This window comes from Marinomonas pontica, assembly GCF_026191375.1.
Lineage (GTDB): Bacteria > Pseudomonadota > Gammaproteobacteria > Pseudomonadales > Marinomonadaceae > Marinomonas > Marinomonas pontica.
In genome coordinates, this window is sequence record NZ_JAODTL010000034.1 from 1 (window position 1) to 23,875 (window position 23,875).

The 23,875-nt window shown below is 48.3% G+C and carries 28 protein-coding genes; 25 read left to right on the top strand and 3 right to left on the bottom strand.

The annotated features are described in order from the left end of the window. The first annotated feature begins 1 nt into the window (after position 1). The 25 genes from N5P32_RS08140 to N5P32_RS08260 all read left to right on the top strand — a co-directional run bounded on the left by N5P32_RS08140 (position 2) and on the right by N5P32_RS08260 (position 20,601). Positions 2-994: a TRAP transporter substrate-binding protein gene (locus N5P32_RS08140; RefSeq protein WP_409371089.1), complete on the top strand. Its 993-nt coding sequence runs from the start codon at positions 2-4 to the stop codon at positions 992-994. Between the two features lie 88 nt (positions 995-1,082). Further along, complete coding sequence (locus tag N5P32_RS08145) at positions 1,083-1,658, top strand: TRAP transporter small permease subunit (protein ID WP_265728596.1); 576 nt, start codon at positions 1,083-1,085, stop codon at positions 1,656-1,658. After that, positions 1,651-2,967 (top strand): TRAP transporter large permease, encoded by a 1,317-nt coding sequence (locus N5P32_RS08150; protein WP_265728597.1) that lies wholly within the window; start codon positions 1,651-1,653, stop codon positions 2,965-2,967. Before N5P32_RS08145 ends, N5P32_RS08150 begins: the two co-directional genes overlap by 8 nt. Positions 2,968-3,049: 82 nt before the next feature. Beyond that, the gene (locus N5P32_RS08155; protein WP_265728598.1) at positions 3,050-3,550 is read left to right on the top strand and encodes a gluconokinase; all 501 of its coding nucleotides are present in this window, start codon (positions 3,050-3,052) and stop codon (positions 3,548-3,550) included. 237 nt (positions 3,551-3,787) lie between these two features. Next, positions 3,788-4,783 carry a gluconate operon transcriptional repressor GntR gene (gene gntR / locus N5P32_RS08160; RefSeq protein ID WP_265728599.1) on the top strand — a complete coding sequence of 332 codons (996 nt, stop codon included), beginning with the start codon at positions 3,788-3,790 and terminating at the stop codon, positions 4,781-4,783. Positions 4,784-4,893: 110 nt separating this feature from the next. After that, the gene (locus tag N5P32_RS08165; protein WP_265728600.1) at positions 4,894-5,781 is read left to right on the top strand and encodes a Fe(3+) dicitrate ABC transporter substrate-binding protein; all 888 of its coding nucleotides are present in this window, start codon (positions 4,894-4,896) and stop codon (positions 5,779-5,781) included. Between the two features lie 21 nt (positions 5,782-5,802). Next, positions 5,803-6,798, top strand: coding sequence for an iron chelate uptake ABC transporter family permease subunit (locus N5P32_RS08170; RefSeq protein ID WP_265728601.1), 996 nt, complete (start codon positions 5,803-5,805; stop codon positions 6,796-6,798). Next, positions 6,795-7,754: a Fe(3+) dicitrate ABC transporter permease subunit FecD gene (gene fecD / locus N5P32_RS08175; RefSeq protein WP_265728602.1), complete on the top strand. Its 960-nt coding sequence runs from the start codon at positions 6,795-6,797 to the stop codon at positions 7,752-7,754. The genes N5P32_RS08170 and fecD overlap by 4 nt, the downstream gene beginning before the upstream one ends. Positions 7,755-7,757: 3 nt before the next feature. After that, positions 7,758-8,525, top strand: coding sequence for a Fe(3+) dicitrate ABC transporter ATP-binding protein FecE (gene fecE, locus N5P32_RS08180; protein WP_265728603.1), 768 nt, complete (start codon positions 7,758-7,760; stop codon positions 8,523-8,525). A 116-nt stretch (positions 8,526-8,641) separates the two neighbouring features. Then, entirely contained in the window at positions 8,642-9,169 is a 528-nt protein-coding gene (locus N5P32_RS08185) for a sigma-70 family RNA polymerase sigma factor (protein WP_265728604.1), read from the top strand. Continuing rightward, on the top strand, positions 9,162-10,133 hold the full coding sequence (locus tag N5P32_RS08190; protein ID WP_265728605.1) for a FecR domain-containing protein: 972 nt from the start codon (positions 9,162-9,164) through the stop codon (positions 10,131-10,133). Before N5P32_RS08185 ends, N5P32_RS08190 begins: the two co-directional genes overlap by 8 nt. Positions 10,134-10,293: 160 nt before the next feature. Beyond that, a complete protein-coding gene (locus N5P32_RS08195) occupies positions 10,294-11,400 on the top strand; it encodes a TonB-dependent siderophore receptor (RefSeq protein ID WP_265728606.1) in 1,107 nt (368 codons plus the stop codon). Then, positions 11,376-11,546, top strand: coding sequence for a hypothetical protein (locus N5P32_RS08200; RefSeq protein ID WP_265728607.1), 171 nt, complete (start codon positions 11,376-11,378; stop codon positions 11,544-11,546). The genes N5P32_RS08195 and N5P32_RS08200 overlap by 25 nt, the downstream gene beginning before the upstream one ends. Further along, positions 11,539-12,147, top strand: a complete 609-nt coding sequence (locus N5P32_RS08205; protein WP_265728628.1) for a TonB-dependent receptor domain-containing protein — start codon at positions 11,539-11,541, stop codon at positions 12,145-12,147. Before N5P32_RS08200 ends, N5P32_RS08205 begins: the two co-directional genes overlap by 8 nt. After that, positions 12,144-12,731 carry a TonB-dependent receptor domain-containing protein gene (locus N5P32_RS08210; RefSeq protein ID WP_265728608.1) on the top strand — a complete coding sequence of 196 codons (588 nt, stop codon included), beginning with the start codon at positions 12,144-12,146 and terminating at the stop codon, positions 12,729-12,731. The genes N5P32_RS08205 and N5P32_RS08210 overlap by 4 nt, the downstream gene beginning before the upstream one ends. Before the next feature lie 77 nt (positions 12,732-12,808). Next, a complete protein-coding gene (locus N5P32_RS08215) occupies positions 12,809-13,552 on the top strand; it encodes a PepSY-associated TM helix domain-containing protein (RefSeq protein WP_265728609.1) in 744 nt (247 codons plus the stop codon). After that, entirely contained in the window at positions 13,485-14,030 is a 546-nt protein-coding gene (locus N5P32_RS08220) for a PepSY-associated TM helix domain-containing protein (protein WP_265728610.1), read from the top strand. Before N5P32_RS08215 ends, N5P32_RS08220 begins: the two co-directional genes overlap by 68 nt. Beyond that, positions 14,027-14,563, top strand: a complete 537-nt coding sequence (locus N5P32_RS08225) for a hypothetical protein (protein WP_265728611.1) — start codon at positions 14,027-14,029, stop codon at positions 14,561-14,563. The genes N5P32_RS08220 and N5P32_RS08225 overlap by 4 nt, the downstream gene beginning before the upstream one ends. Positions 14,564-14,565: 2 nt before the next feature. After that, positions 14,566-14,919 (top strand): hypothetical protein, encoded by a 354-nt coding sequence (locus N5P32_RS08230; RefSeq protein WP_265728612.1) that lies wholly within the window; start codon positions 14,566-14,568, stop codon positions 14,917-14,919. After that, a complete protein-coding gene (locus N5P32_RS08235; RefSeq protein WP_265728613.1) occupies positions 14,916-15,503 on the top strand; it encodes a DUF6162 family protein in 588 nt (195 codons plus the stop codon). The genes N5P32_RS08230 and N5P32_RS08235 overlap by 4 nt, the downstream gene beginning before the upstream one ends. Before the next feature lie 47 nt (positions 15,504-15,550). Further along, positions 15,551-16,504, top strand: a complete 954-nt coding sequence (locus N5P32_RS08240) for a metal ABC transporter solute-binding protein, Zn/Mn family (protein ID WP_265728614.1) — start codon at positions 15,551-15,553, stop codon at positions 16,502-16,504. Continuing rightward, entirely contained in the window at positions 16,494-17,261 is a 768-nt protein-coding gene (locus tag N5P32_RS08245) for a metal ABC transporter ATP-binding protein (RefSeq protein ID WP_265728615.1), read from the top strand. The genes N5P32_RS08240 and N5P32_RS08245 overlap by 11 nt, the downstream gene beginning before the upstream one ends. Beyond that, on the top strand, positions 17,254-18,159 hold the full coding sequence (locus N5P32_RS08250) for a metal ABC transporter permease (RefSeq protein ID WP_265728616.1): 906 nt from the start codon (positions 17,254-17,256) through the stop codon (positions 18,157-18,159). Before N5P32_RS08245 ends, N5P32_RS08250 begins: the two co-directional genes overlap by 8 nt. Then, positions 18,160-19,101, top strand: coding sequence for a metal ABC transporter solute-binding protein, Zn/Mn family (locus tag N5P32_RS08255; RefSeq protein WP_265728617.1), 942 nt, complete (start codon positions 18,160-18,162; stop codon positions 19,099-19,101). 165 nt (positions 19,102-19,266) lie between these two features. Further along, positions 19,267-20,601 (top strand): pyridoxal phosphate-dependent aminotransferase, encoded by a 1,335-nt coding sequence (locus N5P32_RS08260; protein ID WP_265728618.1) that lies wholly within the window; start codon positions 19,267-19,269, stop codon positions 20,599-20,601. Between the two features lie 114 nt (positions 20,602-20,715). Here the strand turns inward: N5P32_RS08260 and N5P32_RS08265 are convergent, their stop codons facing one another. The 3 genes from N5P32_RS08265 to N5P32_RS08275 form a co-directional block, all read right to left on the bottom strand. Next, positions 20,716-21,273 (bottom strand): cysteine hydrolase family protein, encoded by a 558-nt coding sequence (locus tag N5P32_RS08265; RefSeq protein ID WP_265728619.1) that lies wholly within the window; start codon positions 21,271-21,273, stop codon positions 20,716-20,718. Between the two features lie 27 nt (positions 21,274-21,300). Beyond that, positions 21,301-21,660, bottom strand: coding sequence for a hypothetical protein (locus N5P32_RS08270; RefSeq protein WP_265728620.1), 360 nt, complete (start codon positions 21,658-21,660; stop codon positions 21,301-21,303). A gap of 142 nt (positions 21,661-21,802) precedes the next feature. Beyond that, on the bottom strand, positions 21,803-23,665 hold the full coding sequence (locus tag N5P32_RS08275) for a methyl-accepting chemotaxis protein (RefSeq protein WP_265728621.1): 1,863 nt from the start codon (positions 23,663-23,665) through the stop codon (positions 21,803-21,805). Positions 23,666-23,875: the final 210 nt, after the last annotated feature.

Genomic DNA, 23,875 nt, shown 5'->3' on the forward strand with positions numbered 1-23,875 from the left:
ATTGACCGCCACTATGGCCGGCATTCTATCTACGTCTGCAATCGCAGCGGATTACAACTTCAAGTTTCAATCCTCTGATCCTGCGGGCGACAAAAACTTCCAAGTACAAAAAGAATGGACGAAACGCGTCGAAACAATGACTGGCGGCCGTGTTCATATCGACTTGCTTCCTGTTGGCAGTATTTTCAAACACACTGAAACCCTAGATGGCATAAAAATGGGCATCCTAGATGGCCAGATCACAGCGACCGAATTTTTCTCGGGCAAAGATCCCGCTTTTGGCCTAATTGGTAACACAGTTGGTGCGTGGTCAAACACTCAGCAATTATTGCAATACGTTAACTACGGTGGCGGTTACGAGCTAATGAACGAACTTTACGCTCCTTATGGCGTGAAATTCATTGGCGGTTCTACGACCGGTGTGGAATCGTTTGTGTCTCGCGTGCCGCTTGATGGCGTTGAAGACCTAAAAGGTTTGAAGCTTCGCGCTCCTGAAGGTTTGGTTCAGCGCGTGTTCGCAGCAGCCGGTGCCGCACCCGTTAACCTACCAGGTTCTGAAGTGTTCACAGGGCTAAGCAAAGGCGTTATTGACGCGGCTGACTACACGGTTTTCTCTACTAACCAAAAAGCCGGTATGAACGACATTGCTCGTCACCCAGTTCAGCCTGGTTTCCACTCTTTGCCATTGATCGATATTTCAATGAACAAGAAAAAATGGGACAAGCTGCCAGCCGACATTCAAGCCATCTTAACCGTGTCTGTTCGTGACTTCGCAGAAGACATGACAACACAGTTACGCATTGCTGACCAAGCCGCGGTTAAAGCTGCGAAAGCCGATCCAAACATCACGATCCACGACTGGTCTGCGGATGAACGTAAGAAATTCCGTGCGATTGCTCGTACTCAGTGGGAAGAGTTCGCAAAAGGTTCTGCCAACGCTCAAAAAGTCTACGATTCTATTACGACGTACTTAGAAGCGAACGGCCTTCTTTAATTTTTCCTAGAAGCCTTTTTAACCCTGCAAAACAGGCGCGATGCATTGTCAGATGTTATCTGCGCCTGCTTTTCATTGGATCATGATCATGAAAAACGACACTCATCCAGACATTCTTGATAACGCAGAACAAATAGACCATTCGGAACAGCCCAGAAACGCGTTAGACCGTGTTATTTTCAATATTGGGAATTTCATCAGTTTGCTGTTTGTTTTTACGGTGGGCATTTCCTTTTACGAAGTCCTCATGCGTTATGTGTTTAACGCCCCGACTATTTGGGTACACGAAACCGCCTCATTTCTTGGTGGTTGTTTGTTCGTTTACGGCGGCATTTATGCGTTGTCGATTAACAAGCACGTTCGCGTGGTATTGATTTACGACATCGTGTCTGACCAAACCCGTCGTTGGTTAAATGTTTTTCATCACATCATGGGGCTGCTGTTTTCTGGCTTATTAAGCTGGGCAGCGTATCAAATGGTGCAAGACTCATGGTTTACGCCATTTGGTGATGTTCGTTTAGAGACCTCTGGTTCCGCTTGGAATCCTGTTTTCCCTGCCTTGGTAAAAGGCATGATATTCATGACGCTATGTATCATGTTTGTGCAGTTTTTCTTGCACCTAGTACAAGAATTAAATGGTTTAAGGAAACGCAAAGATGTTTGATTTATCCGCAATGGGCATCGGCTACGGCAGCCTGTTAATGCTCGGCTCTATGATTGTGTTGCTGTTAACCGGCATGCAATTGGCTTTCGTTACCGCTTTGGTGGCCTTGGTGTTTGCCATCGGTTGGTTCGGTGTGGGCGCATTGCCTTTGATCACCAGCCGTTTATACAGCTTTGTCGGGGGGTATGTTTTCCTTGCGGTGCCGATGTTTGTGCTGATGGCCGCCTTGTTGGATCGTTCCGGTATCGCCCGAGATCTGTTCGACGCGATGAAGGTATTTGGCCGTAAATTGCGCGGTGGCGTAGCGGTTCAAACGCTATTGGTTGCTATCGTTCTAGCATCTATGTCTGGTGTTATCGGTGGTGAGACCGTGTTGCTAGGCATCTTAGCCTTACCACAAATGCTGCGTCTTGGTTACAACCGCAAATTGGCCATTGGTGTGACCTGTGCTGGTGGCGCATTGGGCACCATGCTACCGCCCAGTATCGTGTTGATCATTTATGGCTTAACCGCCAGCGTGTCCATTGGCGACTTATTCAAAGCGGCGTTCTTGCCTGCGTTTATTCTGGCCTTCGCTTACATGGCGTATGTATTGGTCATTTGTCGCCTTAATCCAGACTACGCGCCACTGCCAAGCGAAGAAGAATTGGCCTCTGAACGCGACGTCAATTATTTCAAAGCGCTGCTGTTCCCATTGCTGACGGTGATGATGGTGTTAGGCAGTATTTATACCGGTGTGGCCTCGGTGACGGAAGCGTCTGCGCTTGGTGTGGTCGGCATTATGATCAGTGCGGCGATTCGTGGCGAGCTGAATATCGCCATGCTAAAAGACAGCGCCAAAGCCACCATGAGCACCTGCGGGATGATCATTTGGATCGGTATCGGCGCCACGGCCTTGGTTGGCGTTTATAACTTAATGGGCGGCATCGACTTTGTTGAAGAAACCATTCTCGCCCTAAGCGGCGGCAGCGTGATGGGCACCATCATGATCATGATGCTGATTCTACTCGTCTTAGGCATGTTCTTAGATTGGGTCGGTGTGGCGTTATTAACCATGCCCATTTTCGTACCAATTATTACGGGCCTTGGCTTAGACCCTATTTGGTTTGGTGTGGTGTTCTGCTTAAACATGCAGGTGTCATTCTTGTCTCCTCCGTTTGGCCCAGCGGCGTTTTATTTGAAATCCGTGGCGCCAAAAGACATCAGTCTTGGCGAGATATTCAGCTCGTTGCTGCCTTTTATTGGTCTGCAAGTATTCGTGCTCGCGTTGGTCATATTCTTCCCTGAGCTGGCCCTTTGGTGGAAATAACCCATTGCGACCATGCCGTTCAATACGGCTTTTTGAACGACACCGCCTTGCTGGCTTCAGCAAGGCATGAGGACTAAAGAAGATGACAAAAAGAATTGTAGTATTAGGCGTATCAGGCTCTGGTAAATCCCTTATTGGTAAGAGCATCGCCGACACATTGGGCTATCCCTTTTTTGATGGCGATGACTTTCACAGCCAAGCCAATGTCGACAAAATGCGCCAAGGCACACCACTGAACGACGATGACAGAAAAGGTTGGTTAGCAACGCTGAACGCTATATTGACCGACAACCCAAGCGCGGTAATTGCCTGTTCAGGGCTGAAACCAGAGTATCGTGCCATGCTTCGAAATGGCCTAGATGATGTCACCATGATCTACCTAAAAGGCAGCATCGACACCATTTGGCAACGTCACCAAAAGCGCGATGGCCATTATTTTAATGGTCGAGAAATGCTCGAAAGCCAGTTCGCGACCCTAGTTGAGCCAACAGAAGACGAAGCCTTAGTCATCGACATTTCTCAAAATGCCGATGCCGTATTGAAGGAAGCGCTCACGCTGTTAGCGAGTTCGACCACGCACTAAATCGCACAAAAGAGACACAACCTAGCGGTTCGTGTCTCTTTTATTTAAGAGCAAACTCGCTCAGAATTTGCACTAAACAAAGACAAAATAGTAAACACTTACTTTCACATTGATCTCTGTTTTTATTGCTTTTTCGCGAAAATATACGCACTTTTTTGTTTCTAGCCAAGAACGGCTTATGATAATGTTACTCGTAACAATACATGGATATGTCTCTTTAATATGAAAAGCTCAGATATGAAAAAGAAGCGCCCTACCCTACAAGATGTTGCCGACTTAGTTGGTGTCACGAAAATGACGGTGAGCCGTTTTCTTCGTAATCCAGACCAAGTCTCTGTGCCCTTGCAGAGTAAAATCGCTGACGCTTTAGAAGATCTGGGCTACATTCCGAACCGAGCCCCCGACATCCTCTCCAAATCCAAAAGCCATGCGATTGGCGTCTTGCTGCCGTCATTAACCAACCAAGTCTTCGCTGAAGTCATTCGCGGGATTGAAACCGTTCTCGAACCAGCGGGTTACCAAACCATGTTGGCGCACTATGGTTACAGCAAAGAAGCCGAAGAAGCGCGCATCGCCACTCTGCTTTCCTACAGTGTCGATGGTTTGATTATTTCCGAGAGTTATCACACTGAGCGAGTGAGAAAAATGCTCGCCGTAGCAGGCATTCCGGTTATCGAAATCATGGACTCCGTGTCGCCGCCCATTGAACAAGCCATTGGTATCGACAACGAAGCCGCGGCCTACGCCATGACCGATTTTATGATCAAACGCGGGCGCCAAAAAATCGTTTATTTCGCCGCCCGAATGGACCAACGAACCCTCTTCAAAATCAAAGGTTACGAAAGCGCCATGCACGACAACGGCTTAACGCCTTTGTGCTTGAAAACCAATAGCGCGTCCTCTTTCACACTCGGCGCGACCTTCTTAAAAGACGCCCTGCAACAACAACCTGATACCGACGGCATCTTCTGCACCAACGATGACTTGGCCATCGGTGCGCTGTACGCGTGCCAGAAATCGGGAATTAAAGTGCCTGACGACATTAGCATCGCGGGGTTTCATGGCCACGACATTTCCCGTGCCATGGTGCCTTTGCTCGCCACGGTTATTACCCCTCGCGAAGAAATGGGACGTCTCGCGGCGGAGCACCTTTTGTCGCGCTTGCAAGGTCATCCTGTCTCCGAAAAAATCATCGATTTACCGTTTCAAATCGAGGCGGGCGAAAGTATTTAATCGCGCCTCGTGATTAAAAGCTTCAAAACGCGTTTCGGCTAAGAAAACACTTAACACAGAAATGAGAAGTGTTACTATTATCGAAACTTTTAATAATGAAGACCCTGTCTATGAAACGTCTGCTGTCCCTTGCTGTTACCGCGCTCACGCTCTGTTTGTGTTCATTAGCTCATGCCGTCACCGTAGAAGACAGCAAAGGCCGTTTTTCGCTAGACTACACCCCAAAGCGTATTGTGGTTTTGGAGTTTTCTTTCGCTGACGCATTGGCAGCAGTGGGCGTCAGTCCTATTGGTATTGCCGACGACAAAGACCCTCAACGTGTGCTGAAACAAGTACGAGACATCATTGGCGATTTTCAATCCGTAGGCACACGCTCACAACCCAGCCTCGAAGTCATTGCGTCGCTAAAACCCGATTTGATCATTGCCGACATTGGCCGCCACGAAGGCGTGTATGACGATTTGAAAAAAATCGCCCCAACATTGATTTTACCGTCACGCCGAGAAACCTATGAAGACAACTTAAAAGCCGCAGCCACCATTGGCAAGGTCATCGGCAAGGACCAAGAAATGCAAGCGCGTTTAGCCAAACACAAAACCCTTATGCAAGGCTATGCAAAGCAACTGCCTAACAACGCGGAAGTGCAATTCACTGTGGCACGAAAAGATGATTTGTTCATTCACACTGCCGATTCTTACGCCGGTGGCGTTATCCATGCACTCGGGTTAAAAAACCCCGAGTTAAACCGCAGTGACAAACAGGCCAGCCGCCAAATTGGCTTGGAACAATTATTAGCCATTGACCCTGACTATTTAGTAGTGGGCGAATATGTCACACCAAACATCATCAATAAGTGGCAAAACGAACCTTTATGGTCGGTTTTACAAGTCGCTCGTAATCATCGCGTTTATAGGGTTGATGGCAATGTTTGGGCGCGCTGTCGTGGCATTATGGCGGCAGAAAGCATGGCCGAGGACTTGGTCAAGGTGTTTAATTAACCCACCTCCATGAAATCATTTTTGCAAAAACTGCCCTTTTTAGGACAATGCATCGCATTGTCCTTTCTGCTTTGTGTATTCGCTTGGCTGTCTCTTTTTACCTGGTCCATTATCCCCATCAGCGGGACACAAGCCTTATCAGCTCTCACGTCACCTAACCCTAATAATATCGCCCATCGCATCATTTTAGATTTACGTTTACCCAGAGTTCTAATTGCTGGCACGGTGGGAGCTTGCTTAGCGGTAGCGGGTGCCATCATGCAAGGACTCACTCGAAACCCATTGGCTTCGCCTTCTGTACTTGGTGTGAACGCTGGCGCCGCGTTGGGCATGGCAACCGTGTCGACTGTCGCGCCGTGGTTAGGGGTATTCGGCACCTCTGTCGCGGCCATCATCGGTGGGGCAATAACGTGGAGTCTGGTCATGATTCTGGGAACCGCATGGCGTGGTGGCAATGAACATGGTCGCCTTGTGTTAGCTGGAGTGGCTATTTCCGCCCTTTGTGCGGCCTTAACCAAAGCCATGATCATGCTGTACGAAGATCAAGCCGTTGGCGTAATGACATGGTTAGCAGGCAGCGTGGCTGACGCACGCTGGAGTGATTGGCAACCACTGTGGCCTATGGCTCTGTTTGGATTAAGCGCGGCTTTTTTGGTCGGTCCAACCTTAAACTTACTGAATTTAGGCGAAGACAGTGCGCGCAGCCTGGGCGTAAAACTGGGTCTGGTTCGGATGATTTGCAGTGTTTTAGTATTAATACTTGTGGGGGCAGCGCTCAGCGCGGCAGGGGCCATTGCGTTCGTTGGCTTGCTGGTTCCGCATATCGCCAGAGCCTTAACTGGGCAAGACTACCGCAAGATATTGCCATTGACCGCCATCATGGGCGCCACGTTAGTGGTGCTCGCTGACGTAGTGAGTCGCGCCATTATTTTTCCGATGGAAACCCCAGCTGGAGCCATTATTGCGTTAATTGGCGCGCCTTTTTTCATCTATATGGTCAGGTCGAAAACGTCATGAAAACGCTGTCGCTCTCTGCTCTTTTGTTGTGTGTAATGTGTGTTTTGGTCATGATGAACCTGTCTTTTGGCGCGGTCAGCTTGACTTTCAATGACCTGCTATCAGGCTTTCAGCCAACATCAGAATTCTATTTCACCATTCATGAATACCGTTTACCCAGAACCCTGTTGGCCATGTTAGTCGGCGGTATGATGGCGCTGTCTGGCACCTTGGTACAAGGCGTCATTCGCAACCCGCTGGCCTCTCCCGATGTATTAGGTGTCAGTCATGGCGCTGGTTTGGCAGCGGTATTGCTCATGACCTTGTACCCTGATGTGTCTGTGTATTGGCTGCCTTGGACTGCCCTGTGCGGCGGATTGCTCGCGGCCTTGGTGTTGTGGCTGTTATGCGGTTCACACAGCAGTGCGATCAAATTAGCCATTACTGGTATTGCCTTAGCCACTTTGTACGGTAGTTTGGTCGACTTTCTCATGCTGACGCGCCCCTTAGAAATCAACAACGCGTTGTTGTGGTTAACGGGCAGTTTATGGGGGCGCGGATGGGATCAGGTCACCATGATCTTACCTTGGCTGATCTTAGTTCCCGTTGCTTTTTGGCTGGCAAAACGCATCAACCTTGTACAACTAGGCGATGATGTCGCCACCAGCTTAGGAGTTTCAATTCCCGTCACGCGTTTAGCGGTATTGGCGATTGCGGTGGGCATGACGGCGGCGTGCGTGTCTATTTGTGGGCCTATTGGATTTTTAGGTTTGGTCGCACCGCATCTGGCACGACGTTTGGTTGGTGGCCGTCATCAAATTCTTTTACCTTGCGCCATTCTAGTTGGCATGACCTTGTTGTTGTTAGCCGATTTGGTGGCACGCACGATTGATCCACCCATTGAATTGCCCGCAGGCATCATGACCGCCATTCTCGGCGCGCCGTATTTTCTTTGGCTACTGTTTAGGACGAAATGAATCATGTCTCTTAGCACGCATAATTTGTCTGTCGGTTATCACGATCACGTCATTGTGAAGCAGGTCAATCTCAACATTCCGGAAGGAAAAATCATTGCTCTGCTTGGACCCAACGGATGCGGTAAGTCGACTTTACTTAAATCATTGGCTCGCATTCTAAAGCCCATGTCAGGGGAAGTACGCTGGCAAGACAATAACTTGCATACACTTCCTGCCAATTTTCTCGCCAAAAACTTGGCATTGTTACCACAAACGCAACCGATTCCAGAAGGAATCAGCGTCCGGGATTTGGTGGCTTATGGTCGAAGTCCGTATACAGGGTTTTGGGGACGCCTTAACGCCGAAGACAAGCGTATTATTCAGCAAGTTATGCAAGAAACAGAGATCATCAAGCTGGCAGACCAATGGGTCAGCGAGTTGTCTGGCGGGCAGCGCCAACGTGTCTGGTTGGCCATGACGCTGGCGCAAGACACACCGTATTTATTGCTGGACGAACCCACTACCTACATGGACTTGAGCCATCAAGTTGAGCTTATGCACCTGTTGCGCAAGTTAAATTTGCAAGGCAAAACCATCATCACCGTGCTCCATGACATCAACCAAGCCGCACGATATTGCGACCACCTTATCGTAATGAAGCAGGGTCAAATCATCACCCAAGGTTCACCAGAGTCAGTACTCACTAAGGCCATGTTGAAAGACGTATTTGCCTTGGATGCGCAGATTTACCAAGATCCCATTGCGAAGACGCCAATGTGCGTAGTGGAATGACCTATCAGACAAGTAGACGATTAAAAAATACCCAAGTCTGCAATTGACAAAAAAGCGACAAAACAGTCTAATGCGATCAATTATCATTAATATTTCAATTATCGCAGGAGTTTGTTATGCCGCACAATGCGGATCCACGCGGGCAACAAGGTACGTTGCACGCGCTTTATTCAGATCACCACAGTTGGCTGTATACATGGATACGTAAGCGCTTAGACAATCATTTTGATGCGGCAGATTTAACGCAAGACACTTTCCTACGCATTCACTCTCGCCAAGAAGTGGATAACATCATTGAACCTCGATCCTATTTAGCAACCGTTGCAAAAGGCATTATTAGCCATTTTTATCGCCGTAAATCACTGGAAGAAGCCTACTTAGAATATGTTGCACTGTTTCCCGATCCCATGACAGCAACACAAGAACAACAACACATTATTTTGCAAACACTGGAACAAATAGACGCACTGCTAAACGACTTACCAAAACGCGTAAAAACGGTTTTTTTGCAGTCTCAAATCGAAGGAAAAAAGTACCAAGAGATTGCGGATGACTTGGGTATTTCACTCATCAGTGTAAAACGACATATGAAGCAAGCTTATGTTCAATGCCTAACCTTAATGGAGGATGACTTTTTTGAGTAACCCTAAAATGGCCGTCCCAAAGCGGAGTTTTGAAGAGGCTGCGGAATGGCTTATACGTCTACAAGAATCCCCCTTATCGGCACAAGAACAAAGCCAATTTGACGCATGGAAAACAAAAAATCGTGAAAATGCTCGTGCTTGGACTCGTGCACAACAGCTCATGGGACAGGTCGATACGCTGCCTAAAAATATGGCCACCGCCATATTAAATCGTCCAGAGGACGCAGGTCGACGCCTTGCCATTGGCAAATTGGCCATCCTGTTAGCCGCTGGCCCTACCGTATGGGGAGGCTATAAAACCGTCCAATCACAACAATGGACGGCAGACTACCGAACAACAAAAGGGGAAACTAAACACGTAACCCTACCCGACGGCTCTCTCGTCAAACTCAATACCGCCACGGCCTTTGACCTTGCCTTTGATCAACAAGCACGCACGTTGGCGCTGCGTGAAGGTGAGATTGAAATTCAAACGGCAGCGGTCAACTCTCAACAGTTCGGCCCATTGAATATTTACACCCGCGAAGGCAGGCTGACACCGCTTGGCACCACCTTTACCGTTCGACAGTTTGATGGTTTCACACAACTGGCCGTGCTTCAGGGGCAAGTAGAAGCCGTGCCTAAGCTTGCCGATCCGATGAACCGTGAAATTATTCAGGCGGGTTATCAAGCTAGGCTATCGAGTCAAACCATTTTATCGAATCAATTGATCACACCTAATACCACGGCATGGTTAAACAATATGCTAGCGGCTCATAATATGCCGTTAAAGCGCTTCGCACAGGAAGTGTCTCGGTATCGTTCTGGTGTGATTAGAGTCTCACCTGAAATCGAAAATCTGCCTATTTCTGGCGCGTTTCCCACGACGGACACAGATCTTATCCTTACTATGTTAACGCGAACTTACCCTTTAAAAGTCCATAATCATCTGGGCGGTTATTGGGTCACACTGTCGCTCGCTTAGTTTTTATCCGTGTCATCAGTAGACAATGAGAACACGTCATTCAATCAGACATAAAAAGTAAATCGAAATTATTTTCATTTAGATTGATACCTTTTTTATTTTCAAGTGGCTTATTAGTTAGACAATAAATAAACGCTATGATTTTTAAAAGGAGGTAGCTGTGGCTGCCCTTAACAATCGTTTTTTGAAGACCCCATTACAAAGTGCCATTACCGCCACTGTAGTCAGTGCAAGTCTGCTTATCGGAACTGGTTTCAGTGCCTACAGCATTGCAGCGGATACCACACAACAAGAAAGCCGCGCGCAGATAAACATTCCAGCTGGCAACTTAAGCGAGACGCTCACTGACATCGCGGTGCGATATCACATTGCCCTTTCTTTTGATCCAGCGTTAACACAAGGTCTTAAAAATGAGGCGGTGTCCGGTACGTTTTCTCCGCTGGAGCTGATCGACTTTTTACTGGAAGGCACGGACCTGATGTTGCAATCCAACCAAGATGGTACTTATAGCTTGTTAGATCAAAGCAACTATACGTTATCTGGCTTGGCAATTTCAGCGTCACAAATCAACGACAGCGTACTCACAGAATACAAAGGTGGACAAATCGAATCTGGCGGGCGCTTAGGGGTCTTTGGTGAGCAAGACAGCACCAATGTGCCTTTTAGTGTGGTGTCTTACACCAACAAAGCCATCGAAGACCAACAGCTAGAAAGCATCGCCGAAGTTCTGGACAACGACGCCTCAGTACAATCAGGAAACGGTTACGGAAACTACTCTGAGAAATTCATGATTCGTGGTTTTGAACTCGACAGTGACGCCATCTCATACGGCGGCTTATATGGTATTTTGCCTCGTCAAGTCGTCTCCACCAATGCGGTTGAAAGCGTACAACTATTAAAAGGTTCAAGCGCCTTTTTAAATGGTGTAACCCCCGGTGGAACGGGCATTGGCGGCGCCATTAACCTTGAGCCAAAGCGTGCTGAGGACGAACTAACGGCACTCACTGTCGATACCACCGCAGAAGGCCAAGTGGGCATTAGCACAGACGTAGCACGACGCTTCGGCAGCAAAACCAATGGGGTGTCCGTGCGAACGCGTTACATCGTGAAGGCGACAGCGCCATCGACAATGAAAGCCGCGAAGAAACCTCCGTCAGTGTTGGCGTTGACTACCAGTCAGAACAGCTCAATGTGTCCACGGACGTGGGGTATCAGAAACAGACCATCGAAAGCGGGCGCGCCGTGGTCTATGCAGACAGCGGACTAACCGCGACTCCCTCGGTTCCTGATGCGAAAACCAACTACGCACCTTCTTGGGCAGGATCTGAACCGGAAACAGTCTTTGCGATGGTAAAAGCCGATTATGCGCTGAATAAAAAATTGGACTCTGAACGCCGCCTTAGGCATCAATAAAAATGAAGAATACGGCGATTACTCTTCACCGACCGTGACAAATTTAGACGGTGATGCCACTGCTCGTCGACTCACTGTGCCCTTTGAATCCAACACGCTGTCTTCCACCGTTGGCTTATTGGGTGATATAACCACTGGCGATGTTACCCATCAGTTAAACCCCGCCTATTCAGGGTTTGTAAACAAAACCTACTCGGCTTACACCATGTCTGACCCGACATACGACACCAATATCTATGATCCAGTCGATTCCGCCTACCCAACGGCTTCCGCGTCGGCTGATGGCGATATGGACAATCCAAATATTCGCTCTAAAACCGATACCAAAGGGATTTCCTTTGCCGACACACTGGGCTTTTTAGATGATCGCTTATTGATGACAGCGGGGGTTCGATACCAAGAAATCAACGTGAGCAATTACAAATACGATGGCTCCCTAGATACCACATACGATGACTCAGCGACCTCACCAATTTACGGTATTGTCTACAAGCCTTCCGACACGATCTCCTTATATGCCAATCACATAGAAGCGCTGCAGAAAGGCGACAATGTATCAGCAGCAGCACCTATAACTATTCGAACGCTGGCGCTAGCTTGAAGCCCTATGTTTCAGAGCAAAACGAACTCGGAATGAAATTTGAAGACGGCACGCTTGGCGCGGGCATCGCCTTGTTTGAAATCACCAAACCAGAAGCCTATGGCGAAACGGGCGGCACCTACGATTACTACGGAGAGCAGCGCAACCGTGGCCTGGAATTAAGCCTATTTGGCGAACCACTTGCTGGACTGCGCATTAACACTTGGGCTACCTGGCTAGACCCAAAATTACAACACACTCAAAATGGCACTAACGACGGCAACTACGCAGTTGGCGTAGCGAAATACCGTTTAGTACTTGGCGGCGAATATGACCTCAGAAAGGTACAAGGCCTAACGCTGGGCGGAAAAGTCATTCGCAGTGGCCCCCAATACGTCAACACGAGTAATTCGTTGGCCATCGATCCTTGGACTCGAGTGGATGTAAGCGCTCGTTATGAAACTACGCTTGCCCAGCAAGACGTGACATGGCGCTTAAACATTACCAACCTAATGAACGAAGGTTATTGGGCTTCTGCAGCGGGCGGCTACCTAACTCAAGGCAACCCTAGGGAGATCAAACTGTCGTTGTCGACCGAGTTTTAACACATAACGCGAACGCGACGACTCAACCACCAGCAGAAGACGTTCTGCTGGTTTTTTAGCATTCAAAAAGCAGGCTTATGAAAAACAACGATTCCACCTCCTTTATCGCCAATGCGGAGAAGAAAAGAAACCGTGCCAAATGGTGGTTTCTGGTCCACAGCTGGGCAGCCCTTCCTATCTGGGCCTTTGTCTTTTTTATCTGCGTGTCGGGCACCATTGCGACCGTCAGCCAAGAGATCACCTGGTTGGTCAATCCGGCGGTGCGAGCCAACGCTCCCGATAACGCCACGACGATGCTGAGCTTTGATGAAATACGTGCCGCTGTAAAACAGGCGCAACCAACGGCCATCATCAAATCCATTGAGCGTCCGGTGAAATCGCAGTTCGCGCTCACGGTTCAAATCAGTTACCCCGATGCCAGCAGCGCGTCGGTGTTCGTCAATCCCTACACTGGCGTGATTCAAGGCACCAGCAGTGGTCTGGATTTTCGAAGTTTTATGCGAGCGTTACACGGCTGGTTACTCATGCCATTCACCGTCGGATACAGCATTGGATGGTACATTGTTGCGTTCTTTGGTGTGCCTATGATGATTTCATTGGTGACAGGGCTGGTGGTGTACAAGCGCTTTTGGAAAAGCTATTTCACACCACGTTTACGAATCAATCGCGGTTCACGAGTGTTTTGGGGCGACTTCCACCCGCTTGGCTGGCATTTGGTCTGTGCCTTTTATCGCGATTATCAGCGTGACAGCGATGTGGTTTTTTATACAAGCGGCGCTGTACGACAACAATATCACCTTCTCGACATTAGGGCCGCCTAAGTTTATCGACCGCCAAGAAGTGCCAAACGTACCACTCAACGCTCCCAAGCCAGTGATTGGCTTAGACGCCTCCACTAAGGTAGCCACCGATGCCTTTGACGATTTAGAACCAGAAATGATCTATTTACCGCTCAGTGCCTACTCTCACTATCGTTTACGAGGTCGTAGCCAAAACTACCCGCTGCTGTACGAATATTTCGATATCAACCCATACAGTGGAAAATTAGAAACCTCGCGAAGAGTGTCAGACTTGTCGATGCTGGAAATTGTGACCGGCTCCATGCGTCCACTGCACACCGGCGACTTTGTTGGTCTGTCATTGAAATTGGTGTATTTCTTTTTTGGCATACTGCTGTCGATGATGATTTTTAGCGGCATGATGATCTGGACAAAGCGCACCTACAAATCCACTCAAACCCTGCTTTCCCGCTCGACCAAAGCGCCCAGTAAAACGACCAAACCGGAGCCAAGCGTATGACCATCACGCCAGCTAAACAACATTTTATTGCCGCATGGTGGAAACGGTATCGCTTTCATCTCAGTGCGCTTTTCATCTTAATTCCGGTGGGCTTTTCCCCTTCGTTTTTGGCGTCTGTTGCCCTTAGCAGCGGGGATGTGGGATTAGGCTCGCGCATTATTGGTTCTCAACACGTCGGTCCATGGCAAGTTACCTTGGCCGAATGGCGTCTTGGCGGTCCAGTGTCTATGGGAGAAGCAGGTTACATTAAAACCTTCACCATGGGAGTCTGTGAAACCTGCGCCAGCGAGATCCGTGCGGCGTATTTACGCCTTGGCAAACCTCGCAGTTTGCGCACTGCCGGCGCGCTCTTTTATGGCACTGCCTACCGCCAATTTTCCGACGTCAACATTCCATTAAGTGGCCGCGCAGCCAATGAACTTTGGCTCACCTTAGAAGGTTGGGATGGTTCCGTCTACCAAGCCCAATGGCCCCTTGAAAGCGCGTCACCGGACACCTTGTCATTTATTCAAAAGCATACAGTAAGGAGATAACGATGTCTTTTCGCTTACCTCGCACACCACTTTTCACTCTAGTTACTAGTATCGGTTTATTGGCTAGCAATGCCGTTTTGGCCCATTATCCCTATTGTCAGTGTCACGTCGACGGCCAAGAAATTGTTTGCCTAGGTGGGTTTTCTGACGGCTCTGATGCTGTGGGCGTCACGGTAGACGTCATTTCTTATAACGAGGAGATCTTAGTACCGGGTCAATTTAACAACCAATCCACCATGCATTTCCCTCTGCAAAAAGGCGAATTTTATGTCTTATTGGATGCCGGTCCCGGCCACACCTTTGAAGTCGACTGGCGAGATATTGAAGGCCTAGACCAAGCAGGCCAAACACCATGATACAAGTGACCGTTCGACCTGCGGGCAGCAAACGTGAGAGCCGCTATGTCTTAGTATTAGCACTGATTATCGTCCTGATCGCGGCGCTGGTTGCGTGGTCTCGCGTTACCCCAATTGAGCACAATAAACTAAAAGCGTGGCAAATCGACGCACGACATCAGCTCAATGCCGCTGAGCAAGGTTTGAATGCCGACCTCAATGTAGCGGTTGAAGAAATACAATTTGCGCTTAACCAACAGCAAGACCCCAGTCTGGCGTATCTTGAATCCCTTTATTTGCCGCCATTTATCAAGGACTCCACACGCATAGAAAGAGGCGCCCATGAATGGCAGAAATATCAAACAGCAGATGATCTGCTGTATCTCGGTATCAGCAGCGATGTCGCCATTGCAGGACACATGCTGCTTAGAATTTCTCGCCAAACCACGGCAAGTCTGGACCCTCAATACGACAGTTGGATAAACCATAAAGCCAACGTAACCGCGGCATCAGTGAACACATTTGCGTTCGATGATGCGTCGCTAATCGCTCTAGGATTCAAACAAATCATCAGCGAATACGACAAAAGTGTCACCCGTCATTGAGTTCTTTTTTGACCTTTTTGCTCCCTGAATACCCGACGAGAAAATGTATGTTTAAAACGTTGTTAGTGAGTCTATTGTTATTGTCTTTTTCACGGTATGGCATCACTGCGCCACTCCAAATTGGCGTCACTTTGCACCCTTATTATAGCTATGTCACAAACATCGTAGGCGATAAAGCGACCGTCGTCCCTATGATTCCTGAAGGATTTAACCCTCACGCCTATGAAGTCCGTTCAGAAGAAATTAAACGCGTCGGCGCACTGGATGTGGTGGTACTAAATGGGCTGGGGCATGATGACTTTGCCGAACGCATGATTGCAGCGTCAGAAAACCCTCACATCCCAATAATTGAAGCCAATGAGAACGTGCCCTTACTGCCTGCGTCAGGCAACGTAGCGGCGTCACGAATGGGGGCGAACGCACCCAGCGTTGGCGGTAAAATCGTCAATGCGCATACTTTTCTATCGATTACCGGCTCAATCCAGCAAGTCCAAACTATTGCCCGAGAATTAGGAAAATTAGACCCAGACAATGCCCGTTATTACCGAAAAAATGCCCGAGATTACGCACGCAAGCTAAGGAAAATACGTGCCGAGGCGCTGTCCAAATTGGCCAACCATACGCGTCAAAACATCCAAGTGGCGACCATTCACGGCGCTTACGATTACATGCTGAGAGAGTTTGGTATGGAAGTCACGGCAGTGGTAGAACCGGCTCATGGCATCGAACCTAGCCCTTCTCAGCTGGCAAAAACCATTGAGGATATTCGGCGCTTAAAGGTCAATGTCATCTTTTCTGAAATGAATTTTCCTTCCCCTTATGTGGACACCATACAACGTGAAACTGGGGTGCGTCTCTACGCGCTGTCACACATTATTTCTGGCGCATATACCCCTAAAAAGTTCGAAATAGAAATGGCCAAAAACTTCAATACGGTGGTGCAAGCCATTCTCGAAGCTGACACTCGCACCAAGACAGAGAGCACTGATCATGACCAATAGAACCTTACTCACAGAGGCCAATGCTCCCACCATTGTGTTTGATAATGTTCAGCTCACTCTGGGCGGCACGACTATTTTAAAGCAAATCAATCTGCGACTCGACGCCGGCAAAACTCACGCGCTTATTGGTCCAAACGGGGGTGGCAAGTCCTCGTTAATCCGCGCCTTGTTAGGCCAGGTTCCACACACAGGTCACATCCATTTTCAGTGGCCACAACAAGAAGGCCGACTTGGCTATGTGCCACAAGCGTTGGAATTCGATCGGTCTTTGCCGATGACGGTGATGGATTTCATGGTTTCGCTTCAAAGCACCAAACCCGCTTTTTTTCGCCAAAAGCACGCTTTTTATCAGACCATTTTAAACGCCCTAGAACGAGTTGGCATGAGCGATAAAGCTCAGCGAAGAATGGGCGCGTTATCTGGTGGTGAACGCCAAAGAGTCATGATGGCACAAGGGCTGATGCCCGAGCCAAGCGTGTTGATTTTGGACGAGCCTATGGCCGCGCTAGATGACACTGGGGCACAGGTGTTTGAAGCACTTTTACAAAGCCTCAAAGACAAAGGGACCACTTTGCTGTGGATAGAACATGATTTATCCGCGGTAAAACGGCTCGCTGATACCGTCACGGGGTTACGCCAAACCATTCGACTGCATGGCGCTCCAGACAAGGCGCTGTCGACTGATGCCTTGCTGTCGTTGTTTTCTCACACTCCTCAACCCCCACACTCCATTACCCTGGAGGCCGCGCATGGATAATGTCTTTTCTGTGATCAAACTGACTATTCAGCATTGGGCTGAACTAGGCTGGCTGCCGTCTTCTCTTGCCTATGGCTTTGCCATTAATGCGCTATTGGCAGGCATTATTATTGGCCCTGTACTTGGTTTGTTGGGCACATTAGTCGTGGTCAAACGCCATGCATTTTTCTCGGAAGCAGTTGGGCATTCGGCCTTGACCGGTGTGGCCATTGGCATTTTAGTCGGTGAACCTTACACGGGGCCATATGGTTCATTGTTCGGTTTTTGTCTGCTGTTTGGTATCAGTCTTAATTATCTGCGCAATCGAACAGGATTGGCCGCAGACACTCTAATTGGCGTATTTTTGTCCATGTCTTTGGCTCTGGGAGCAAGTGTGTTGTTGATTCTTGCTGGCAAGGTGAATATCCATATTATGGAAAACGTCTTGTTTGGCTCTATTTTAACCGTCTCTGCAGAAGACATTTGGTTATTAGCAGGCATTGCGGTCATTGTCGTTGTAGTGTGTGTGGTGGGTTACAATCGCTTTATTATATCGAGCTTTAACGCCGAGCTCGCTGCCGCTCGTCGCATCAACACCAAGCTGCTCGACTATGTATTTGTTATGTTGATAACCATTGTCACCGTGGCCTCCGTTAAGGTGATCGGTGCTATTTTAGTCGGCGCGTTGTTGGTTATTCCAGCCGCTGCAGCTCGAACTGTGGCTGCTTCGATGCGCAGTTTTGTGCTATTGAGCGTGGTGTTTGCTCTGATCGCGACCGTGGCGGGCATTCTTATTCCTATGCAAGTCGATCTGCCAGTTCCTTCGGGCGCAGCCATCATTATTTGCGCAGGCAGCCTGTTTTTAGCTTGTGTGAGCGCCCGTACCATTTTGCCTCATTTACGTGGAGGAAATGCCTAAATGTTGTGTTCTTTTCGCTCTCTCTTTTTTGTAATTAGCGCGTTTTTTTGTTCTGTAACTCAAGCCGCAGAGTCGGCCATAACCGTCTTAACCGCACACCCAGCCACTTACTCTCTCACCTCAGCATTAGTGCAACAGACAAATATCAAGGTGATCGCCGTACAACCAGCCCACCTGCCCGCAACACGTCTTACGGCGTATCTGGAAGGGCGCGGTAAGAGCACATTAGAAAAGGCTGCCGCTGAGGCCGATGCCGTCATCACAATGGGGGCCATGTGGCAGCAAGATCCGCTTTACCCTTACGCGCGACGCACACGTTTAGGCATCATCAATATTGATATGACCCGCCCACTGGACGACACCTTGCCCGGTGTGTCGCAATTAAATCCCACTCTAGACCGTTCATGGTATGAAGCCTTCTCGCTGCAACCCATGCTGCAAGACGGTGAGAATATGTCACCGTGGTTATCACCTACAGCGCTGGCGCGTATGGCTGACATTCTCGCCAATGATTTAACACGGTTGTCAGTCAACCAAGGCAAACAAATCGACGCCAACCTTGCCACCATTAAGCATCGATTACTGGAGATAAAACTGCGCTCAGATCAAACATTGGCCTTGGCGGATTCAGTAACCACTTTGTCTTTATCACCACATTTTGCCTATTTTTCAGCGGATGTAGGCTTAGACAATCTCGCTACGGTGTTTGCCTCTCCTCGGGAATGGACAACTGAACGTCTATCGACATTGACCCGCTCATTGCAGCAAGAAGACATTGCTGTGGTGTTGCTCGATAGTGAGCCATCAGCCTCATTGCAAGCGGCTATTCTAGCGGCTTCTGCTCGCTATCTGGTGTTGTCAGATATTCCAGGAGACTCGACGGATCCTGTCGCCACCATAGAAGAAAATGTACGCCGTTTGTTGTCAGCCTTCGCGCCTTAATAGACACTCAGTAAGCTTAGCGAATAACGTTTTGTGAGTTTGCACTCGCAGTATTTTTTGAAATGATTAAGCGAGAAATCCTCGTATGTAATGTCGTAAATCTCGGATTTTTATGAGGTAACATAGTGTTATCTTATACGTTACCTCATAACACTGAGTAAAATAATGACCATCACACTGACCGATACACAGACCCCTATTGCGTTTGATCAAGTCACGACCATTCTAAAAGACGCTGGCATTCCTTCGCTGGCACAAGCCTCCATACGAGAGCTCGTCGCGCTGGTCAATCGCATTGAAACGGCAACGGACCAATCGTTCATTCGTATGGAAATGGGCGTTCCTGGCTTGCCTGCGCCTTCTATTGGTATCGATGCCGAAATCGCGGCACTGAAAAGCGGCGTTGCTTCTAAATATCCTATGCTAGAAGGTATCCCATCGTTAAAGAATGAAATCAGCCGCTTCTGCTCCCTGTTTATGAACGTCAACGTCAGCCCAACAGGCTGCTTCCCTACAGTGGGTTCTGCTCAAGGCGCGTTGGCTTCATTTTTAGTCGGTAATCGCACCAAAGAAAACGGCGCCACCTTGTTTATTGATCCGGGGTTTCCCAACCAGAAACGTCAACTGGATATGATTGGCCAAACGTGGGGCAGTTTTGATGTTTACCGTCACCGCGGCGCAGCGTTACGACCAGAGTTAGAAAAGCATTTATCCTCTGGGAAATACGCCACCTTGCTGTATTCCAATCCGAATAATCCTGCGTGGATTTGCTTTAATGAAGAAGAGTTACAGATCATTGCGGACGTCGCTGGCCGTTACAATGTTATCGTGATTGAGGACTTGGCTTACTTTGGTATGGACTACAGAGAAGACTATACTCTTCCCGGACAAGCACCTTATCAGCCAAGCATTGCGCATTATACGGACCAATATATTTTGCTGATTTCCAGCTCAAAAGTATTCAGCTACGCAGGACAACGCGTCGCCAGCTTGGTGATTTCTGATGCATTATTCCAGCAAGATTTCCCGACATTGAAAACTAACTTTGGGCAAACACAATTTGGTAAAGCTTTTACCTTCGGTGCCATGGGAGGCCTTTCGGCGGGCGTTACCCATTCTACCCAATACGGTTTAGCCGCCATGCTAAAAGCCGCCAATGATGGCGAATTGCCTTTTTTAGATTTGACCAAAGTCTATGAAAAACGCGCCGCGATAATGAAGGCACTGTTTGTCGAGCATGGTTTTGACATCGTGTACGCAGAAGACAATGGCAAAGCGCTGAGCGATGGATTCTATTTTACCTTTTCTTACCCAGGAATGGACGGCGACACATTGCTAGAAGCCTTGCTGTATCATGGAATCAGTGCAATTTCATTGACCAATACTGGATCAGAAAGAAGAGAAGGCGCTCGCGCGTGCGTATCGCAAGTCAGAGACGAGCAGCTGGCTGACCTAGCAACACGCTTAGCGGCGTTTCAACATCGATTCAGCCAAGCGTAAACAAGCACTCCCATTGATCGCGATGTGTTCTGTGTAGGCAAAGCATTTTCTCTACACAGAAACATCGTGTTTTTTTGAAACCTATTAAGCGCAATAAATTAAAAACCTAAGACGCTAAGACACCAAACCAAAAGCGTCATCTTGACCAATGACCGTGGCGTATTCACCATGTAAGTTGGCCAGCGACATTGCATGAACTTCTTCAGCGCTGCGCGCTTGTCCAAAGAAATCTTCCTTCTCAAAAGCAAAGCACGCACTGCCAACCACATACGTGGTGAAGCCGAGATTACCCGCACTGCGAACGGTGGATTCCACCGAATTATTTGTGCTGACACCCACAATCACTAACGTTTGAAAATGTTGGTCGCGCAACCAATCGGCTAAGTCGGAATGGGTAAACGCATCGGGAACAGATTTTTCAATGACCTTTTCATCCAGCAAAGGCTGAAACGCGTCTTGAAAAAGCACCCCTTCTTGGTCTGGCCAAAACAATGAATCCGGCTCAGTCGAGAGGTGGCGAACATGAACAATTGGCGCATGGTTGGCTCGCCAATGTGCAATCAGCTCGGCCATTTCACGTTCCGCATTGGGGTTGTTGCGCACGCCAGCTTGTGGCCAAGACATGCCTTGTTGCATATCAATGATGATTAATACCGCTGGTTTTTCTGTCATTGTCCGCTCCCTTGCCATGGTTTTAAGTTAATCGTCTTTATTCACAGCGCCAGTCTCTTGGCGCTCTAAACGGCTTTCCAGCGCCGCTACGCGTTTCTGTTGATGACGTAACCTAAAGAAGAAAACCACCAAAGACATACACAATAAAAAGGTCAAATTGCCTAAAAAATTCACACGGTATTCCAATGATTTAACGTGTGCCATTTTGGTAGACAGCGACTGATAATCGCCTAAAGACGCCGTAGATAATTGCAAAATGGCCACGCTGCGTTCAAGTTCAAACACCGTCTGTGCCAATTTTTTCTGATCCGCCGTGACGTCTTTTGCGGCTATAGAAGAAGACATAAAACCTGCTAAACACAGGCACAACACTATTTTATGTAACATGAGTCAGTCCTAACATCGCATCCAGTGATGTTCGCATCATAACGGTATCGTGACGCTAATAGCTAGAGTGGAACGTGAGTAGATAACTCACGTTCCAAGCAACGTAGACTAAGCCCTGTTCCATTCTGGCGTCGCAGATGCGTCAGACCTTGAAAATAGAAATGCTGCGATTCAAGGATTCTGCTTGGTTGGCAATGGCTTGACTCGCTTTGGAGTTCAAAGCCACCGATTCGGTGGTGTCTTCGGTAATTTCTCGAATGGTGTCGACGTTTTTGCTGATTTCATTGGCGGCAATCGTTTGCTGTTCGATCGCCGTCGATACTGACCCCGCCATGTCAGAAATCTCAACCACGTCCGTGATGATTTGCTCTAGAACACTGCCCGTTATGACGGCTTCATCTCGGCTCAACGCACCATCCTGACGACACGCTTCCATCAAGGTGACAATCCCTTTGGTGCGTTCTTGCAAGGTTACTATGATGTCAGAAATTTCTTCCGTGGCGGAGTGCGTCCGGCTTGCCAGTGCTCGCACTTCATCGGCCACCACCGCAAAGCCTCGCCCTTGCTCACCAGCCCGAGCGGCTTCAATGGCTGCGTTGAGTGCCAGCAAATTGGTTTGTTCGGCAATGCCTTGTATCACGCTCAATACCGTGCCGATGCTCTCGCTTTCTTTGGCTAAAGCGCCGACGGTTTCCACCGAGCCCTCTAATCGATCTGACAATTGACGAATACGATCGATCGCAGAGTTCACTTTGGCTTGACCTTCACGAGCACTGCCTTGAGTAGAAAGCGCTTTTGACGCTGCCATTTCCATGCTACGAGAAATGTCTTCCACAGTACCAACCATTTCGGTCACAGAAACCGCTACCATATCGGTTTCTGCTCGTTGTTTGTGGGCGTCATCTGATGTTCTAGCGGCGTTTTTAGACAATTCAAGCGTGGTCGAATTCATCTCTTTTACGGTCTGATTGGCATTGGCGATCACTTGACTAAAATCCACCAACATATCGTTGATGCTCGCCGCGACAAATCCGATTTCATCATTAGGAGGCAGGTCAACACGCAAGCCAATGTTGTGCGTTGTTTGGATGTCTCGCATGGTGCTTTGGATCGTCTCAAGCGCGGCATTGATGGTTCGGTTAATTACCCAAGCAACCATGACGCCAATGATGATGATAACGCCACATAAAATTGTCGTGAGTAGCATGGCAAAAGAAGATTTATCGTCAATCACTTTGCTCAGCTGTGCTTCCAGCGCATCCAATGCCGTTTCTGTTTTGTGAATCGATTCACGCATGACCAGCAGTTTTCCTTCTTTGCTGGTTAACCCCAGCGCTTTTTTGCCGTCAGCATACTGCGTGAAACCTTGACGATATTGATCCGCTAACGACAGCAAAAGCTGTGTTTTGTCTGCAGGCAAAGACGCACTGCGCAATGCGCTTTCCAGTTGGTCTAAGGTCTTGTTAAAAGATGCAATGTATTTTGGGTTGCTGCGCAACATAAAGTCTTTTTCATGGCGGCGAAGTTGCAGCATCATTACCAATAGAACGTCTTGATTGAGGGCTGATAATTCGCTTTCAATGTTGTGAACCGCACCACGCAGCACTCCTTGCAACCCCGTTTCTGGCGTTAAGCCTAATTCTGTCGAGGCATTGACTACAGCGTTAAAGTCAGTTTGGTATTCTTTAAAGTCTTGAGTCAATTCAGACAAGATATTGGTGTCGATGGAAAACTCGGCCATGACGTCTGCGAGCTGATCCTGATCGGCAAACAAAGCGCTGATGGTCTCGTTAAATTGCTTTTCGTAGGACAAATCCAGACGCGCTAAAAAGTCTTTTTCATGTCGTCGTAAGGTCAGCATATTAACTTGCTGGTGAACAACCAAGTTCTTAGCGGAGTTGAGTTTTTCTAAGTTGCTCTCTGTGTTGTAAAACAATCCCAACATAGCGACTAAGGCCACTACAAGTAACGCGGTATTCAAAATCAGTTTGTGTTTAATGAGCACATGTGGCTCCTTTGCTTGAAAAAAGAAAACGATTCCTTACCTTTGTAAAAACCAATTCCTTCTTAACTCTAATGGTAGCTTAGAATAGGCTAAAGGTATTCGATAAATACCCTGCCAAAAAAATTTCTACAAAACCACAACAATAAAAGCAAAGTGTGACAAAAATATTACAGGCTATTGTTTATCTCGTTCATTACACACCATCAACCC

Bases quoted from the DNA above. Each gene is read 5' to 3' on its own strand.
- N5P32_RS08215 (WP_265728609.1), top strand. From the start codon at position 12,809: ATGAAAAACAACGATTCCACCTCCTTTATCGCCAATGCGGAGAAGAAA.
- N5P32_RS08220 (WP_265728610.1), top strand. From the start codon at position 13,485: ATGTGGTTTTTTATACAAGCGGCGCTGTACGACAACAATATCACCTTC.
- N5P32_RS08270 (WP_265728620.1), bottom strand. From the start codon at position 21,660: ATGTTACATAAAATAGTGTTGTGCCTGTGTTTAGCAGGTTTTATGTCT.
- N5P32_RS08185 (WP_265728604.1), top strand. From the start codon at position 8,642: ATGCCGCACAATGCGGATCCACGCGGGCAACAAGGTACGTTGCACGCG.
- N5P32_RS08265 (WP_265728619.1), bottom strand. From the start codon at position 21,273: ATGACAGAAAAACCAGCGGTATTAATCATCATTGATATGCAACAAGGC.
- N5P32_RS08150 (WP_265728597.1), top strand. From the start codon at position 1,651: ATGTTTGATTTATCCGCAATGGGCATCGGCTACGGCAGCCTGTTAATG.
- N5P32_RS08230 (WP_265728612.1), top strand. From the start codon at position 14,566: ATGTCTTTTCGCTTACCTCGCACACCACTTTTCACTCTAGTTACTAGT.
- N5P32_RS08240 (WP_265728614.1), top strand. From the start codon at position 15,551: ATGTTTAAAACGTTGTTAGTGAGTCTATTGTTATTGTCTTTTTCACGG.
- N5P32_RS08245 (WP_265728615.1), top strand. From the start codon at position 16,494: ATGACCAATAGAACCTTACTCACAGAGGCCAATGCTCCCACCATTGTG.
- N5P32_RS08225 (WP_265728611.1), top strand. From the start codon at position 14,027: ATGACCATCACGCCAGCTAAACAACATTTTATTGCCGCATGGTGGAAA.
- N5P32_RS08155 (WP_265728598.1), top strand. From the start codon at position 3,050: ATGACAAAAAGAATTGTAGTATTAGGCGTATCAGGCTCTGGTAAATCC.
- N5P32_RS08165 (WP_265728600.1), top strand. From the start codon at position 4,894: ATGAAACGTCTGCTGTCCCTTGCTGTTACCGCGCTCACGCTCTGTTTG.
- gntR (WP_265728599.1), top strand. From the start codon at position 3,788: ATGAAAAAGAAGCGCCCTACCCTACAAGATGTTGCCGACTTAGTTGGT.
- N5P32_RS08255 (WP_265728617.1), top strand. From the start codon at position 18,160: ATGTTGTGTTCTTTTCGCTCTCTCTTTTTTGTAATTAGCGCGTTTTTT.
- N5P32_RS08260 (WP_265728618.1), top strand. From the start codon at position 19,267: ATGACCATCACACTGACCGATACACAGACCCCTATTGCGTTTGATCAA.
- N5P32_RS08250 (WP_265728616.1), top strand. From the start codon at position 17,254: ATGGATAATGTCTTTTCTGTGATCAAACTGACTATTCAGCATTGGGCT.
- fecD (WP_265728602.1), top strand. From the start codon at position 6,795: ATGAAAACGCTGTCGCTCTCTGCTCTTTTGTTGTGTGTAATGTGTGTT.
- N5P32_RS08235 (WP_265728613.1), top strand. From the start codon at position 14,916: ATGATACAAGTGACCGTTCGACCTGCGGGCAGCAAACGTGAGAGCCGC.
- N5P32_RS08145 (WP_265728596.1), top strand. From the start codon at position 1,083: ATGAAAAACGACACTCATCCAGACATTCTTGATAACGCAGAACAAATA.
- fecE (WP_265728603.1), top strand. From the start codon at position 7,758: ATGTCTCTTAGCACGCATAATTTGTCTGTCGGTTATCACGATCACGTC.